14 protein-coding genes are annotated in these 15,999 nt (G+C 57.3%); 7 read left to right on the top strand and 7 right to left on the bottom strand.

The features are described 5' to 3' along the window. Positions 1 to 204 precede the first annotated feature (204 nt). A complete protein-coding gene (locus HMPREF3055_RS07005) occupies positions 205 to 738 on the top strand; it encodes a GTPase (protein ID WP_246823251.1) in 534 nt (177 codons plus the stop codon). 47 nt (positions 739 to 785) lie between these two features. Continuing rightward, positions 786 to 2,219, top strand: a complete 1,434-nt coding sequence (locus tag HMPREF3055_RS07010) for a D-mannonate dehydratase (protein ID WP_070633871.1) — start codon at positions 786 to 788, stop codon at positions 2,217 to 2,219. Positions 2,220 to 2,243: 24 nt separating this feature from the next. Here HMPREF3055_RS07010 and HMPREF3055_RS07015 read toward each other — a convergent pair whose 3' ends face one another. Further along, positions 2,244 to 2,876, bottom strand: coding sequence for a LysE/ArgO family amino acid transporter (locus tag HMPREF3055_RS07015; protein ID WP_049354383.1), 633 nt, complete (start codon positions 2,874 to 2,876; stop codon positions 2,244 to 2,246). A gap of 205 nt (positions 2,877 to 3,081) precedes the next feature. Here HMPREF3055_RS07015 and HMPREF3055_RS07020 point away from each other — a divergent pair, with 205 nt between their 5' ends. Next, complete coding sequence (locus HMPREF3055_RS07020; RefSeq protein WP_049354382.1) at positions 3,082 to 3,999, top strand: LysR family transcriptional regulator ArgP; 918 nt, start codon at positions 3,082 to 3,084, stop codon at positions 3,997 to 3,999. 14 nt (positions 4,000 to 4,013) lie between these two features. Beyond that, the gene (locus tag HMPREF3055_RS07025; RefSeq protein WP_070633874.1) at positions 4,014 to 5,009 is read left to right on the top strand and encodes a hypothetical protein; all 996 of its coding nucleotides are present in this window, start codon (positions 4,014 to 4,016) and stop codon (positions 5,007 to 5,009) included. Between the two features lie 120 nt (positions 5,010 to 5,129). Here the strand turns inward: HMPREF3055_RS07025 and HMPREF3055_RS07030 are convergent, their stop codons facing one another. Next, a complete protein-coding gene (locus HMPREF3055_RS07030; protein WP_005507388.1) occupies positions 5,130 to 5,444 on the bottom strand; it encodes a cell division protein CrgA in 315 nt (104 codons plus the stop codon). A 158-nt stretch (positions 5,445 to 5,602) separates the two neighbouring features. Between HMPREF3055_RS07030 and HMPREF3055_RS07035 the strand changes: the two genes are divergently transcribed. From HMPREF3055_RS07035 to HMPREF3055_RS07040, 3 genes are read left to right on the top strand one after another with little or no spacing between them, the layout of a single operon-like run. Beyond that, entirely contained in the window at positions 5,603 to 6,352 is a 750-nt protein-coding gene (locus HMPREF3055_RS07035) for a class E sortase (RefSeq protein WP_070690346.1), read from the top strand. Positions 6,353 to 6,371: 19 nt separating this feature from the next. Further along, a complete protein-coding gene (locus HMPREF3055_RS09310) occupies positions 6,372 to 6,533 on the top strand; it encodes a hypothetical protein (RefSeq protein ID WP_005508086.1) in 162 nt (53 codons plus the stop codon). 15 nt (positions 6,534 to 6,548) lie between these two features. After that, positions 6,549 to 7,181, top strand: a complete 633-nt coding sequence (locus HMPREF3055_RS07040; protein WP_049328052.1) for an aminodeoxychorismate/anthranilate synthase component II — start codon at positions 6,549 to 6,551, stop codon at positions 7,179 to 7,181. 211 nt (positions 7,182 to 7,392) lie between these two features. On the opposite strand, the gene pknB is transcribed toward HMPREF3055_RS07040, so the two are convergent. The 5 genes from pknB to HMPREF3055_RS07065 are packed head-to-tail and all read right to left on the bottom strand — an operon-like array spanning position 7,393 to position 15,999. Continuing rightward, positions 7,393 to 9,534 (bottom strand): Stk1 family PASTA domain-containing Ser/Thr kinase, encoded by a 2,142-nt coding sequence (gene pknB / locus HMPREF3055_RS07045; protein ID WP_070690348.1) that lies wholly within the window; start codon positions 9,532 to 9,534, stop codon positions 7,393 to 7,395. Between the two features lie 47 nt (positions 9,535 to 9,581). After that, the gene (locus HMPREF3055_RS07050; RefSeq protein ID WP_049341959.1) at positions 9,582 to 11,339 is read right to left on the bottom strand and encodes a protein kinase domain-containing protein; all 1,758 of its coding nucleotides are present in this window, start codon (positions 11,337 to 11,339) and stop codon (positions 9,582 to 9,584) included. Next, a complete protein-coding gene (locus tag HMPREF3055_RS07055; RefSeq protein ID WP_070690350.1) occupies positions 11,336 to 12,775 on the bottom strand; it encodes a peptidoglycan D,D-transpeptidase FtsI family protein in 1,440 nt (479 codons plus the stop codon). Before HMPREF3055_RS07055 ends, HMPREF3055_RS07050 begins: the two co-directional genes overlap by 4 nt. Next, positions 12,768 to 14,228 carry an FtsW/RodA/SpoVE family cell cycle protein gene (locus HMPREF3055_RS07060; protein WP_005507381.1) on the bottom strand — a complete coding sequence of 487 codons (1,461 nt, stop codon included), beginning with the start codon at positions 14,226 to 14,228 and terminating at the stop codon, positions 12,768 to 12,770. The genes HMPREF3055_RS07055 and HMPREF3055_RS07060 overlap by 8 nt, the downstream gene beginning before the upstream one ends. Beyond that, positions 14,221 to 15,999 carry a PP2C family protein-serine/threonine phosphatase gene (locus tag HMPREF3055_RS07065; RefSeq protein WP_070690352.1) on the bottom strand — a complete coding sequence of 593 codons (1,779 nt, stop codon included), beginning with the start codon at positions 15,997 to 15,999 and terminating at the stop codon, positions 14,221 to 14,223. The genes HMPREF3055_RS07060 and HMPREF3055_RS07065 overlap by 8 nt, the downstream gene beginning before the upstream one ends.

Below are 15,999 nucleotides of genomic sequence, written 5' to 3' on the forward strand. Positions count from 1 at the left end.
GTTCACTGTATGGTTTTTGGATAACAATCCAATAGGCAATAAAAAGAGCCCGCTTACGCGGGCTCTTTTGCTTTAACAGCTAAAGTTGGAAAAGGGGCAGACCCACGCGGGTCTGCCCCTTTTTTGTACCCTCAGAACCCCATGAATCTACCGGGCCCTCCAGAGAGGAGCGCACTGGGATAGAGTAGAACCATGCAATACCCCATGTTTTCCCACGCACCCGAGCAAATCGATCAGCAGCAACAGGCTAATGAAGAACGGACTGCGGCACTCTACGTAGAGAGCTCGCTGGAGCCTCACGAAGCATGGGCAGCACTCACCGAATACATTCACCTCTGGTGGCCCAGGCAGATCCTACAGAGCGAGGAAAGCCATATAGACCTCTCTACTGAGCTGCTGCTCGAAGAGACAGCAGACGGGGATATTATTCCTGTGGCACGCATTATCCAATGTGAGAATGAAGACGTCCTCACCATCGCACCCTACCCGGGTACATACCTGGGGCGCCTCATGGGAGTAGACGAAGATGCAGAAGAAAGCCTGAGCTTCATCCTGGATGCCCTAGCCCCGGAGACTGCAGAAGGACCGCTATCCCTACTCGAGATCAGTAGCGGCACCTACACAGGTCGTGAGGACGAGGAACTAGGAATCTACGAGGGACACGAAGAAGCGGCTGCGCTACTCATGGGCGCATACGCTCGCTTTATTGGATCTGAGCTCGAGAAAGAAGAACTCTAAAAGGTACATAATCAAAGGGCCTGCTCGACCCTGTAGAGTGGTATGTCATGAGCACACAGGAGCAGAACACCGCACAGCAGAAGGACGCACGCCCCATCTGGGCGCGGCTGCGCACTAAAGCTGTGGCAGAAGAGGCACAACCTCAGCGCTACAGCAAGACTGATGTGCTGAAGCAGAGCAATATCTGGTTCCGCAAACAGGGCGTACCCCTCATCATTCCTGCACGTCAGCGTGCTCTCGATGCGTTCCCCCGCTCCGTACCCTGGATCCTGTGGGCGAGTATCATGCACGTCTGCTATATCTTCCTACGCGATATCCTCATTCTCGTAGTTGATAACGCAAATGGTTCCCTCCCGGAATACATTAAAGCCATCACGACCAACACCGCGCTCAGCGATGAAGTGCTACCCATGCTGGTGCTCGGTGGTATCTTCCTCGTGATGCCGATAATCTCCGGTGTGTTCATTACTCTTGCCCATATACTCATGGTCCGCACCCCGCAGTGGGTTCAAATCACCACGGGTATTCTTACCGTACTTTTTGCCGGCATGCTCTTTGTCGCCAGTGTCTTTGAATCCAGCAGCCTCGACGGCCTCGACTTCGTCTACGACGGTTCCCAAGTATTCCCGCTCATCGTTGTGGGCATCTACCTCGCCATCTTCCTCGGCGTAGACACCATCCTAGGGTGGTCCTTCAAACATGCCATCCACCAGCTCGCCTCCCTGCCACCCATGATTGCGAAAGTACTACCCGTACTCATGGTGTCCGTGCTCTTCATCTTCGTGAACGCAGACCTCTGGAAGCTCGCCAACAGGCTCAGCTTCCCACGCACCTGGGCTGTTCTGGGGCTCATGGGACTCCTCGCCGTGTTCGTGATCGTCACGACCTCCCTAGAGCGCACAGCGCGCCTTCTGGGCCGCAATAGAGGCGACGACATTGCAAGCTTTACCGAGAACGACTACGAACGCGCCGCGGCCCTCGAAGGGGGAATCTGGAACACCGTCCAAGACTGGGTCGAAGAGAAGAAAATCCTCGAACACCGACCCCTCAAAATTGCGTCCTGGGGCAACCTTATCATCATCCCTATGATTGGGCAGATTATTCAGGCGAGCCTCTTTATGTTGCTCGTCTTCGGGTTCTTCATGGGGTTCTCCTCCATCGCCATTAGCGACACCACCATCGAATCCTGGATGACCGTCAAACCCGAACACCTCAAAATCCTCGGCGTAGACACCAACATCAACGCCGTGGTCATCAAGGTGTCCATGATCGTTGCCGTGTTCTCCGGGCTCAGCTTCGTCGCAACCACCAGTAGCGACGAAAAATACGCCCGAAGCTTCCTCAAACCCATGATCGAGCGAATCAAGCACATCCTGGTTATTCGCGATATCTACCTGGGCCTGCTTACCATGCCCAAAAACGAGGTACTCATAACCCTCGAAGAGGAGAAGAGCGCGGAAAAGGAGACCGACAAGGCATAAAAGGGCTCCTCAGGGGGGTAGAAGCTAGTGGGTCGACAGGTTCATCGTCAGCAGATTGAACACCAGGTATGCCATCAGAAGTGCCGTCGCCCCATCCAAAACACGCCATGCCGAAGGACGCGCAAAGAGCGGACGAAGCAGACGCGAACCGTACCCCAGCCCCAAAAACCAGATAATACTACCGCAGCAGCACCCCAGGTAGTACCACCAACGGCCAGGATCGCCCTGGGCGTTCGCCAGCGAACCCAAAAGAATAGTCGTATCCAACCACGCCAGCGGATTCAAATACGTCACCGCCGCCGTGGTCAGCAGAGCCGCCTTCAACGACTGAGAATCGCCCTCCGCATCATCCACCACGATGGAATGCGGGGTAAACACACGCCGCCCAGCCTCAAAACCAAACCACGCCAAAAACGCCGCACCCACATAACGGAACACCTCAATGAACCACGGTGCCGCATCCAACAGAGCGCCCAGGCCCACCACGCCCAAGCCAATCATCAGAGCATCCGACAGAATGCAGAAAATAATGATTGGGGTAATATGCCGACCCAAAATACCCTGACGCAGCACAAAAGTTCCCTGGGCACCAATAGCCGCCACCAGAGAAATCGTGGTGGTAGCACCCAGAAACAGCAGGGACAGGGAGGTGGACATGGTGAAACTTTCTATGCGGGTCAAACGGGGCGCGGGCTTCGCGGATATGCGGGTGGTGGCTCCTCTAATACCAGCTTGCCAGGCAAAAGCATGCGACACAGGGATTATTGCCCCGATAGCTAGAGTGTGAAGCGCCAGAGACGAGAATACGGGAAAACAAACCCTAAATCTATCTAAATATTTTCACACTGCGTAAGATATTCTTATGACACGTTTCAGTACCGACCAGCTCTCCACCTTTGCCGCCGTCATCGAATACGGCACTTTCGATGCCGCGGCAGATGTTCTGCGAGTGAGCCCCTCCGCCATCTCCCAGCGCATCAAAGCCATGGAACAGATCGCCGGAAAGGTCCTGCTACGTCGAAGCAACCCCGTCACCCCCACCGATGCTGGACAAAGCGTGCTGCGCATCGCCCGTCAGAGCGAATTCCTGCAGCAAGAAATGGAACGCGAACTCATGGGTGCTGGCGGCTTCCAAAGCGTCTCCGTGGCGGTCAATGCCGACTCGCTCGCCACCTGGTTCATCGACGCCGTCGGAACTCTCAGCCGCGAAGACAGCATCTTCTGCGACCTGCGACGAGAAGGTGAATTCCACTCCTCCGCCATGCTCCGCTCCGGAGAAGTCATGGCAGTCATCACCTCCAAACCCGAAAAAATCCCCGGCTGCTCCGTTGAAACCCTCGGAGTGGCACGCTACTGGTGCGTCGCAACCCCCGACTACGTACAGCGATACCTACCCGGCTGGCCCAAGCGCGTAAGCCGCGAAGAGCTCAACCGTGCCCCCGTCGTCGAATACGACCGCAAAGACTTCGTGCAGGACGTAGCGCGAGTCCTCATTGAACAAGAAGTAGGTCTGGAGGCTGAAGAAACCTTCACCCAAAGCCCCACCATCTACATTCCCTCCTCCCCGGACTATGCGCGCGCCGTCAGCGCCGGTATCGCCTGGGGTCTCATTCCCGAAGCGCAATGCGCCGAAGAGCTCGCAAGCGGGCACCTCGTGAAGCTCGCCGCAACCCCCGTAGAATTCCCCCTCTACTGGCAGCGCTGGAACATCAACTCGCCCGTCATGGAAACCGTAACCCGCCGCGTCCACGAAGCGGCACGAGGCGACCTGATCTACTAGAAGAGGATGGCTCCGTGAGCTATATGGAACGCCACCAGGTGGCTCTCTACCTCGCCTCCATGGCCGTGGGAGGTGCCAGCGCGGGGCTGAGTGGGTGGAGCCTAGTTTCTGAGCAGCTCGTGCCCTACGCGCTCGGTGCGCTCCTGTGGACCAACTTCGCTCTCATGCCTCTAGTCGGCATGAGTGTCGGTCAGCATAAGAGGCTCGCTCGCACGGTCGTGCTGGTGGCTACCCTTGGAACCCCGATTCTAGTTGCGCCTCTGGTCTCCCTCTTCATTCCCGAGGGCGGCCCCATTGCTCTAGCCACGGTGATTGTTTTGCTGGCTCCATGCGTGGATTACGTTGTGGTTTTTGCGTGTATTGCTGGAGGGGAATATCGCGGTTTGCTGGCGACAACGCCCTATCTTCTTGGTACCCAAATCGTTTCTATTCCATTCTGGACTAGTGCGTATGCATATATAGGAATATTAGATATTGGGGTGGTGGGAGAAATATTCCCCCTTCCCACCGAAAGCTACCTCAGCTTGGCACCGCTCATCGTGCCCCTGATAGCCGCCTACCTCGTGCAACGCTGGTCAACCCGCTCACCGCAGCGTCAACAAGCCTACGAACGAGTACGCACCATGAGCGATACCGCGATGATTCCCCTCATGTGCCTGCTCCTTGCTCTCATGTGCTCCGCCTACACCCCGGCGGTACTGAACGAAACGCAGCTCATTCCCCGACTCGCCGGACTCTACCTCACCTACGCCATCCTCGCAGGAGGTGCCGCCTGGTGCCTCAGCAAGGTGATGGGACGACCGGAACGCATCTCCGTAACCTTCAGCGCTGTCACCCGCAACGCCCTCATCATCTACCCCGTCGTCGCGCTCTGCGCACAACGCCTGGCACACAACGGGAACCCCGAAGCGAGCCTCATGGGCGCCACCGTACTCACCCAAACCCTCACCGAGCTGCTCATCATGGTCGCCATGACCGCAATCTTCCGAGTAAGAACTAAAGACAGGTAGCGTGCAGGATCTCTAACCCCAGCTCCTGCCAAACAGGCGAAACATACAGAGAGGCGGCCGCCCCACACGGGACGGCCGCCTCTCTATAAGCTCTAACGCCTAAGTCATAACGCCTAAACTCTAGCGCCAGCGAGTCATCATCAGCATGCTCACCATCATGGCGCCCACACCAACACTCACATTCCACATACCCAAATCAGGAATCGGGAACAGGCCCTGCGTAATGTAGAAAACAATAATCCACAGAATGCCCACCGCCAACAGCGAGAACATAATCACGCGGTACCACAACGGAGTCTGCTCCTTCAGCTGCGTGCCGCTCTCCATCTCACGAGCAATCTCACGCAGACGCAGCTCGCTCGCATCCTCCACCTCAGACTTAGCAGACTTCTGAGACTTCTTCTTGGACGATGCCTTAGCCGAGTTGGTCGACATACTTCCTCCGCTTATTGTTGTATGGGTAACCTAAAAATATATGTTCACACCTATCTTTGCAGACTTACGGGATGATTTCACCTTCTCCCCGCGTTGAAAGATAAGGAACGCCACCCGGCGCCCAAGAACATACCAACCCAAAGGACAAAGGAGAACGCATGAGCCAAGGAACGGCACCCACCGCAGAGCGCCGCCCCCGCACCGTGCTGCACTGGATTATCCAGATTACAGGCGAACTCCTTATCACCGTCGGCCTCCTGCTACTGCTCTTCGTCGCATGGCAGCTCTGGTGGACCAACATCGACGCCGACCGCACCCAATCCCAAGCCGTCAGTACCCTCGTCCAGGAATTCGACTCCACCCCCGCCGAACCCCTCCCCGACTGGGACCCCAACACCCCTCCCGCAGGTCTGAGCGAACCCGGCCACGGTGAAGTCTTCGGCATCGTCTACATCCCCAAGTTCGGATCCGACTACCAGCGCCCCGCCACCCAAGGCACCAGCTCCGACGTGCTCGACTCCCTCGGACTCGGCCACTACGAAGGAAGCGCCATGCCCGGACAGATCGGCAACTTCTCCCTCGCAGGCCACCGCCAAACCCGCGGTAAAGTCCTCAACGACATCGACCTGCTCACCGAAGGCGACCACATCTACGTGCGCACCAAAGACGGCTACTACACCTACACCGTCTACAGCCACGAAATCGTGCAGCCCGACCAGGTAGAAGTCATCGAACCCGTCCCCGGACAGCCCGGCGTAGCACCCACCGAGCGCCTCCTGACGCTCACCACCTGCCACCCGCGCTACGGCGACACCGAACGATACATTGTCCACGCCCGCCTCGAATCCTGGCGGCCCGCCGCAGCCGGAGCGCCCGCAGAAATTGCCGCCTCCGTAGCAGGATCCTAAATCAGAGAGGAAAAGCAAGATGTACGCATGGATTTTCCGCCACCTCCCCGGCCCCCTGTGGGTTCGCATCATCATCGCCATCGCGCTGATACTCGCCGTAGTCTACCTGCTCATGGAATTCGTCTTCCCCCACTTCGCAGAGTACGGCCCCTTTAACCTGAACGTCACCATCAACCATTAGCGCTAAGGACGTGCCATGACCCGCATCCTTGTTATCGACAACTACGACAGCTTCGTCTTCACCCTCGTCGGCTACATCCAGCAGCTCGGCGCTGAAACCACCGTCATCCGTAACGACGAATACGAACTCGACGCCGTCATCAAGCTCGCCGAAGAACACGACGGCGTGCTCGTCTCCCCGGGCCCCGGCGCCCCCGCAGAAGCCGGCGTCATCATTGACACCATCCGTTGGGCAGCCGAAGCGAAGAAGCCGCTACTGGGCGTATGCCTCGGCCACCAGGCCATCGCGGAGGCATTCGGCGGCACCGTCACCCACGCCCCCGAACTCATGCACGGCAAGACCTCCCGCCTCGTGCACGAGAACGTCTCCGTGTTCAAGGACGTGCCCAACCCCTTCACCGCGACCCGCTACCACTCCCTGGCAGTTGTGCCCGAAACCATGCCCGAGGTCCTGGAAACCACCTCCACCACCGACAACGGCATCATCATGGGTCTGCGCCACCGCGAAGCCCCCATGCACGGCGTGCAGTTCCACCCCGAGTCGGTCCTGACCGAAAGCGGATACCTCATGCTCGGCAACTGGCTCGAAGAAACCGGCCTGCAGGGAGCCGCAGAGCGCTCTAAGAGCCTCTCACCCCTCATGGCTTAGTACCTTAGCCTTAGATGCCCCCAACGGCTTATATCGCCTCCAGAAGCCCCGTAGCAGACACGCTACAGGGAAACTGGAGGCGATAGCTATATCTGGATCCCTAGCTACGAGCAAACCCAGATACACGAACAAGCCCAGATACGCGAAAAGGGGCGGCCCCCCACACCCAACGGTGTGGAGCGCCGCCCCTTTTGCTAACCTCTAGAACCCCTTAGCGGGCGTTAGCGTTTGCGTTATTAGCGTTGTTCGCATTGGTATTCGCGTTAGTACCCTGAATCGTACGGGTACCCGCAGCAGTGGACGCAGCCGGTGCCGGAGTAGCCGTAGCGGTAGAACGCTGCTGATTATTCGCTGCCGCAGTCGGCTGAGTAGTAGCTGCCGCAGTCGGCTGAGTAGCGGTAGAACGCTGCTGGTTCTGGTTACCAGTGGTAGCGTTCTGGTTACCGGTCGCTGCCGCAGGCTGAGTAGCCGCAGTAGTTGGAGCGGTCGTCTGAGTCGGAGTAGCAGCCACACGGATCGTCACAGTGCTGTTCTGAGCCACCAGAGTACCCGCTGCAGAGCTCTGCGAAAGCACAGTGCCCGCAGGACGCTCGTTAGTCTGAACAGTCTCGATGTTGGTGTTCAGCAGAACATCCTGAGCGGTCAGAGCAGCAATCGCCTGATCCTTGGTCAGACCCACCAGCGAGGGGACCTTCACCTTACCGGAAGACAGGACAATGTTCACGGTGCTACCAGCCTCAACGGTCTGAGCGCCCTTATCATCGGTCGAGCCCTTCTCCGGGGACAGCTCCACAACCATACCGGCAGGAACGGAAGCGCTCTCCACAGTGGAGACGCGGCCATCCACCAGACCCAGGTCCTTCAGAGCGTTACGGACATACGCCTCACTCTGACCCTGCAGGTTATCCGGTAGCTTGACCTTCTCCGGACCGCTCGAAACAGTCACAACCACGGTCGAGCCCTTATTAACCGTAGAACCGACACCCGGCTCAACGTTGATAACGTCGCCCTTCTTGATGTTGTCCGAGTAGCCCTGACGGTACTCCACCACGAAGCCTCGGTTACGTAGCTGGTTATCGGCATCATCGCGGGAAACATTCACCACAGCCGGAACCTGAACCTGCGGAACCTCATTGAGCTTGTTCTGGTAGTACAGAACCGAGCCGACACTGAAAACCAGCAGAGCCACAATCAGAGTACCCACAAGGAAACGAACCCACGCACGCTTACGCGGCGAAGACTCATCGTACTCTGCGTACTCCTCATCGTCGTACAGTTCCTCATCGTCTTCATACTCGAAGAAGCCGTTGAGGCCGCCATCCTCCACCGAAGCCTCAGTAATCGAGGTGGTGTACGGGGCGTAATCCTCACCCAGGGAAGCAGTAGTCGCCGAAGGAACAAAAGCAGTAGTCATCGCTGCATCCTGCACCACGGTCTCTTCACCCGGGCGAACAACCGACACCAGAGCCTGAGCGAACTCAGCCGCGCTCTGATAACGCTCATCCGGGTTCTTCGCCAGACCCTTCAGAATCACAGCATCCAGACCAGCAGGAACCTCAAGCGGGGTGAACTTGCTCGGAGGCTCAGGGGCATCCGAAAGATGCTTAGCCGCGAGATCAACATTCGACTCAGCGTCAAACGGAGAACGACCAGCAATCATCTCGTAAATCACGCAAGCAGCAGAGTACAGATCGCTACGGGCGTCAACATCCTTGCCGCTCACCTGCTCAGGGGACATGTAGCGTGCGCTACCCATCACCACATTAGCCTTGGTCAGCGCCTCGCCAGCTTCCTCAATGGCACGGGAAATACCGAAATCCATGACCTTAATCTGGCCGGGCTGACCCTTAGCGATATCCTCACTGGTACGGTCCAGCACCATAATATTCGCCGGCTTAATATCGCGGTGAATAATGCCCATCGAATGGCTGTACTGCAAAGCACCCAGCAGCTGCTCGGAATAACCCAAAGCATCACGGACCGGCAGGTGGCCGCCACGGGACAGAATGGAACGCAGAGTATGACCCTCCACGTACTCCATCACGATATAAGGAATAGCGGTGCCCTCTTCCGAAGAATCAGACTCCTTGCCATCCTGCGAGGGGTTATACGAACCGGTGTCATAGACAGCAACAATCGCAGGATTGTTCAGAGACGCCACAGCCTCCGCCTCACGCTTAAAGCGTGCGCGGAACGTATCGTCCTGGGCCTGCTCCGGGCGCAGAATCTTAAGCGCAACCTTGCGGCCGAGGCGAGTATCCTCAGCAGCATAAACGGTTGCCATCGCACCGGTACCGATTACCTCGAGTACCTTGTAACGGTTATCAACCGTGTCGGGAACCGACAGGTCCATAAGTTCTCCTGGATTACTAAGACTAAAACTAAATCAAAATGTAGGGGCTAACGCGCCGACGCGGAAGCGGAAGCAGAAGCCGACGCAGACGGTGCAGCAGAAGCGCTCGCACTCGAACCCCTACCCGAACTGGAAGAGGCCACATACATGTCTACATTACTACCAACCGTGACCTTGGTGCCAGATGAGGGGGTAGTACGAAGCACCGTACCGGGGGCCGCCGTGTCCGAATTCTCATAATGCAGAGAAACGTTCACACCCAGAGCAGCAACAGCCTTCGACGCCTCATCAACGTTCTTACCCTCAAGGTTCGACGGCAAAGTTACCGACTTCGGACCGGTCGAATAGCGAACAGTCACGCTATTACCCTGCTCCAAAGTACCCGTCGGAGAAACCGAAATCACCGTGTTCTCCGGCTGAGTCGACTCAACACCCTCAGTCTTGGGGGATAAGCCAAGGTTCTTCAGCTCGTTCACCGCATCCTGCAGCTCGCGACCCTCATAGTTAATCGCGTTGACGGTCACCTTCTGCTTAGCGGCACGGGCAGAAGCAGACTCAGCCGGCTCCACCGTCGAAACGGTACCCGTGTTCGTTGGAGCAACAGACGAAGAAGCGCTCGGAGCCGGATCAGACGAATCGCCACCATTATTAGAGGAAAGGACCGTCCAAATACCGCCGGCAATCAGCACGATTGCCAGAAGCAGAGCAACCCACATCCACACGTTCGAGCCACGCTTCGCTGCAGGAGCAGGAGTAGCCTTCACACGACCTGAAACCGGACGCATCGTCTGCGCACTCGTGCGAGGAATCGGCGCCGTCGTCGGCTCCGGCGAGAAACGACCACCAGAACCGAAACGCGGAGTAGCAGAAGCACTAATCGGCTCAGCCGCAACATCCATAGCGGTCATCGCGACAGTAGCGTCGTCAGCGTTCTCCTCAGCCAAGAACTGAGCCAAAGAAGGAACAGCCTTCACCGCAGCCTTCAGGTCGCGGCGACGAATCGCATCCACCGCAGACGCCAGAGCGGTCGCATCCTTAGGACGCTGAGCCGGGTCCTTCGCCAACAAGCACATAATCAGCGCACGAGCAGGAGCCGGGATGGTCTCCGGAAGCGGCGGCGGCGGATCATTCACCTGAGCCAACGCAATCGCAATCTGCGACTCACCCGTAAACGGACGACGACCCACCAGGCACTCATAACCAATAATGCCCAACGAGTACATATCCGAAGATGCGGTAGCAGCCTGACCGGTTGCCTGCTCCGGCGCCAAATACTGGGCGGTGCCCATCACCTGGCCGGTAGCCGTCAACGGCACCTGATTAGCCAGACGAGCAATACCGAAATCAGTCACCTTCACGCGATCATCCGGGGTGATGATAAGGTTACCCGGCTTCACGTCACGGTGCACCAGACCCTGCGAATGAGCCGCAGCCAACGCGCGAGCGGTCTGAGCAATGAAGTTCAGAATACGGTCCGGCGGCAGGGTAGTCTCATGCTCGATGATGCTCGAAAGCGGATTACCCGGCACCAGTTCCATGACCAGGTACGCGGAGTTGTCCTCCTCACCGTAGTCGAAAACATTCGCTACGCCGGGGTGGTTCAACAGCGCCGTATTACGGGCCTCAGCGCGGAAACGCTCCAAGAAGCCCGGGTCACCGGTGTACTCCTCCTTGAGGATCTTGACCGCAACGATGCGTCCAAGCACCTTGTCGCGAGCTTTCCACACCTCGCCCATACCGCCAATCGCGATACGTTCGGTTAGGGTGTAGCGCCCGCCCAAAGTGATATCAGCCGCAGGCCTCACTTGTTCAACACCGCCTCAAAGAGTTGCTTACTAGTACTGGTTGCCAACTGGGCACCGGTCGCCACATCAATATCCTCATAAACCACAGCAATCGCAATCTGAGGATCATCAGCCGGCGCGAAACCGGTAAACCAAGAATTATTCAAACCTGCCGTGGTCTCCGCGGTACCGGTCTTACCCGCCACCTTCACACCGGAGACACCAGCATTACGTGCAATACCATTATCAACCGCATTCACCATCCACTGCTTCACCTGGTTGGCAATTTCAGGGCTAGTGGACGTACGCAGCTTCTCAGGAGAGAACTCCTGCAAAGTGCTCAGGTTGCTGGTCTTCACCGAACGAATCAGGTTCGGCTTCATCTGCACGCCGCCATTTGCAATCGCTGCAGAAGTCATCGCCACCTGCAGCGGAGTGGTCTTCACGTCGTACTGACCAATCGCCGACTGGGCCAGCTGGCTCTGCGTCAGATTCGACGGGAAAGACGACTTAGAAACCGTCAAAGGAATCTTCAAATCCTGGCCGTAACCAAAATTCTCAGCGGTCTTCGCGATACGCTCCTGACCCAAATCCATCGCAATCTGCGCAAACGGCGTATTACAGGACTGAGCCAAAGCCCACTCAATCGTCGCCTGAGTGCGGGTCGAACACTGACCGCCCGTATAGTTCGGCAGGCTGATGTTCGTGCCCGGCAGCGGCAACTGCGCGGGGTTCGCAATGACCGAAGATGCGTTGTACTTGCCGGACTCCAGCGCCGCCACCGCATCAATAATCTTGAAGGTCGAACCCGGCGAATAGGTGTTACCCGCAATCGCACGGTTAAACAAGGGGCTGTCCTCATCCGAAGTCAGCGCCTGGTAATTCGCCAACACCGAAGAGCTCGTATGAGACGACAAAAGATTCGGATCATAGGACGGCGAAGAAGCCATCGCCAGAATCTCACCAGTCTTCGGGTTCAACGCCACCACAGCACCCTTACGGCCCTGCAACGCGTTGTAGGCAATATCCTGAAGCTTCGAATTGATCGTCAGCTCCACGCTGGCGCCCTGTGCGGAAGAACCGCTAAACAGCTGCGCCACACGGTCGTAGAACTGGCTATCGCTCGTACCTGCAAGCTCCTTATCCATAGCAGCTTCCAAACCGGTCGCGCCATAAATCGTGGAGAAGTAACCCGTCAGAGCCGCATACTTGAGCGGGTGGTTATACACACGCTGGTAGTTGTACTCATCATCGGACTTCACCGACGAAGCAATCTCCGTACCATCAACCACGATTGAGCCACGTGCCGAACCGTAATTATCGTAGAGAGCTCGGGAATTCCACTGATTATTCATCAGAGTCTTCGAATCGAAGAACTGAATATAGCTGAGGGTGCCCATCAGCAGGACAAACACGCACGCGGCAGACATCCACATGCGGCGAATAGCCCTATCCATTCTTCTCACCTCCAGAATCCTTAGCCGTAATACGCGCCAGAACGCTAGTAGCACCCTCCGGCTCGTAGCTAGTGTCCGCATGGTCAATACCCTGCGGAGCATCATAACCAGCCACCAGGTGAGGTGCGCGGGCACTATGAGAAATAGACAACCACAGCGCCACAATAATCCAGTTAGCCACCAACGAGGAGCCACCGGCAGACATGAAAGGAGTCGTCAGACCAGTCAGCGGAATCAAACGAGTCACGCCGCCAATCACCACGAACAGCTGCAGAACCATGACCGTAGACAGGCCGGCAGCCAATAGCTTGCCGAAACCATCACGAGTACCCAATGCCGCACGGTAACCGCGCGAAACCAGAAGCATGAACATCATCAGGATGGCACCCAGACCCACCAGGCCCAGCTCCTCACCCAACGAGGAAATAATCATGTCCGAATTAGCGTACGGGACGAGGTTCGCGCGGCCCTGGCCCCAACCGCGGCCAAAAAGACCGCCGTAAGCCAGACCGAAAACGCCCTGCAGAATCTGACCCGAACCGCCAGGAGACGCCTGGTAAATCTCCGGATCAAAAGCATGCACCCACGCATAAATACGGGCGTGCACGTGCGAGACATAGTGGTACGCGAAATAGCCACCCACAGCCATACCGATACCCGCAACCACCAGCCACGAAATACGACCGGTCGACAGGTACAGCATCGCCATGAACAGACCAAAGAACATAATTGCCGAACCAAGGTCCTTCTGGAACACCAGAACACCCAGGCTCACAATCCACGCCAAGAACACCGGCGCCAAATCACGCAGACGCGGCAGATTGATAGGGCCGATGCGGCGGCCAGCCACCAGAATCAGGTCACGGTGCGTCGCCAAATAGCCGGCGAAGAAAATCGCCAAAGTAATCTTCGCGACCTCACCCGGCTGGAACGTTCGGTTACCGATATGAATCCAAATACGAGCACCATTGAGCTCCATACCCAGACCCGGAACCAGCGGCATGATGAGCAGAATCATCGACAGCACCAGGGAGGTGTACGTGACCTTACGCAGCAGGCGGTAATCCCTGAGCACGAACACGATAATCGCGCACAGCACCATCGACACGCCGGTCCACATCAGCTGACCATCACCCACCGGAGCCGCAATCTGCGGATCCAGGCGATAAATCATGGTCAAACCAATGCCGTTCAGAGCCACCACCAGCGGCAGAATAAACGGATCAGCATAACGCGCACGGAACTGCATGACCAGGTGAATAAGAAGAGCACCGGCACCCAGCACCACCGTGCACGGCAGCCACTGGCTCTTCGACGTATCAAAAGCATGCTCCGGATCAATCAGGTACATGCCGAACGAGCTGATACCTACCGCCAAAACCAGCAGGAAAAGCTCCGTGAAACGGCGTGCACGAGGCGCATCCGACTCACGACGGAACGAGAACTTAGCCATTGTTCTCACCGCCCTCTGCCGCAGGCGCGGAGGAAACCGTAGCCAGCTCAGGAGCCGGGGACGCCGAATCAGAGCCCGGTGCCCCAGAGCTTGGAGCCTCACTGGGCGCCTCAGAGCTCGGGGAAGCAGAAGCCGAGGCAGACGCGGAAGCAGACGCAGCGGCTGCAGCCTGCTCAGCCTTCTCACGAGACTGATCTGCCTGAGTCTTCAAACGAGTCACAATCTGGTGCGCATCATCCAGGTCCTTCGCCGTAATCGCATTACGCAACAAAGAGCGCGTATGATCGCTCAACTCACTCGTAGGAATATCGGTATTCTCCACCACGTGAGAAAGACGAATCGGACCCAACGCATGCGGAATACCGTTGTACACCGCAACCGTGCCGTCACTTTCACCCACATAGTAGCTACGCTCCACATAGCGCAGACCGGTCCACGCAGCCAGCGTCACAATAGCCGCAACCAGCAGAGTAATGAACAGGCGAATCGACCACGACCGCGGACGCGAACGCTCAACAGTATCCTCAGCGATCAGCTCCTCCAGCTCAGCCGGCAAGGTCGCCTCATCAGACTCAACCTTCAAAGGCACACGCTGAGCCACCGTCGCACGATGCTCCAGGGTACGCGAAGTCACCGCCGGAATCATGCCGGTCTCAGTAGCCACCGAAGCGGCACCAACCAGCTGATGCGGGCGGGAACCCAATTCGCTACGCAAGATCGCAGCATTCGTAAGAGCCGCATCCACGGCGTTATCGTACGTACCGATATGGTGACGCACCGCCCCAGAACCACTGTGCAACAGGGTTCCAGAGAAGTCACGAGCACGACGGAAACGGCGCAACGACCGACGATGAGGCTCCTCAGAGTCCTCATCATGGTGCGCACCCAAAATAGCCTCAGCAGCCTCAGCCGTAGCAGCAACCTCGGGAAGCTTCTGAGTATTCGTGCTGACCTCCTGCTCCGCCACAATCGAATCAGGCAGAGCAGACTCAGGCAGGCTCGAAGGACCCACCGGCTCATCCACCGGCAGAACCTCACGGTCAATCACCTGCAGGGACACAACCGTCACGTTATCCGGAGCGCCACGCTCCAAAGTCATCGCAATCAGAGTGTCAGCAATCTCAGACAGATCATCAGTAGAACGCATCACCTGCTCAATCTCCGATAGGGACACCACAGCATCCAAACCGTCAGAAGAGAGCACCCAGCGCTCGCCGGGAACAGCGTCCAGAGTCTTCAACTCCAGCTCAGGGGACGCGTCAACGTCACCCAGAACGCGCATAATCACGTTCTTATGCGGGTGGTTCTCCGCCTCCTGCGGGGTAATGCGACCCTCATTGAGCAAGCGCTGCACAAACGTATGGTCAGTAGAAATCTGCTCAAACTCACCATCAGCACCCGGGCGCAGACGATACGCACGCGAGTCACCAATATGAGCCAGCTCAATACAATCGCCATCAATCAGCAGGGCAGTACAGGTCGTACCCATACCCGCCAGCTGCGGGTCATTCGCCGCCAGCTCATTAATAATCAGGTTCGCACTCTGAATCTCATCAGCCAGATAAACGCCGCCAGTACCATCCTCAAAATCAGGGTGATCAAGCGGAGTCAGATTCAGAACCGTCGTAGCCGACGCAACATCGCCGCCTACGTGGCCGCCCATACCGTCAGCAACGACAGCAAGGAAACGACCACCGTAGCCGGAGTCATCATTCTTCGAGCGTTTCAGACCCGTATCAGAGCGGGCCTCAAAACGAAAAGCAATCTTCAT

Origin of the sequence: Rothia sp. HMSC061C12 (assembly GCF_001815755.1) — a bacterium.
Classification (GTDB): Bacteria; Actinomycetota; Actinomycetes; order Actinomycetales; family Micrococcaceae; genus Rothia; species Rothia mucilaginosa.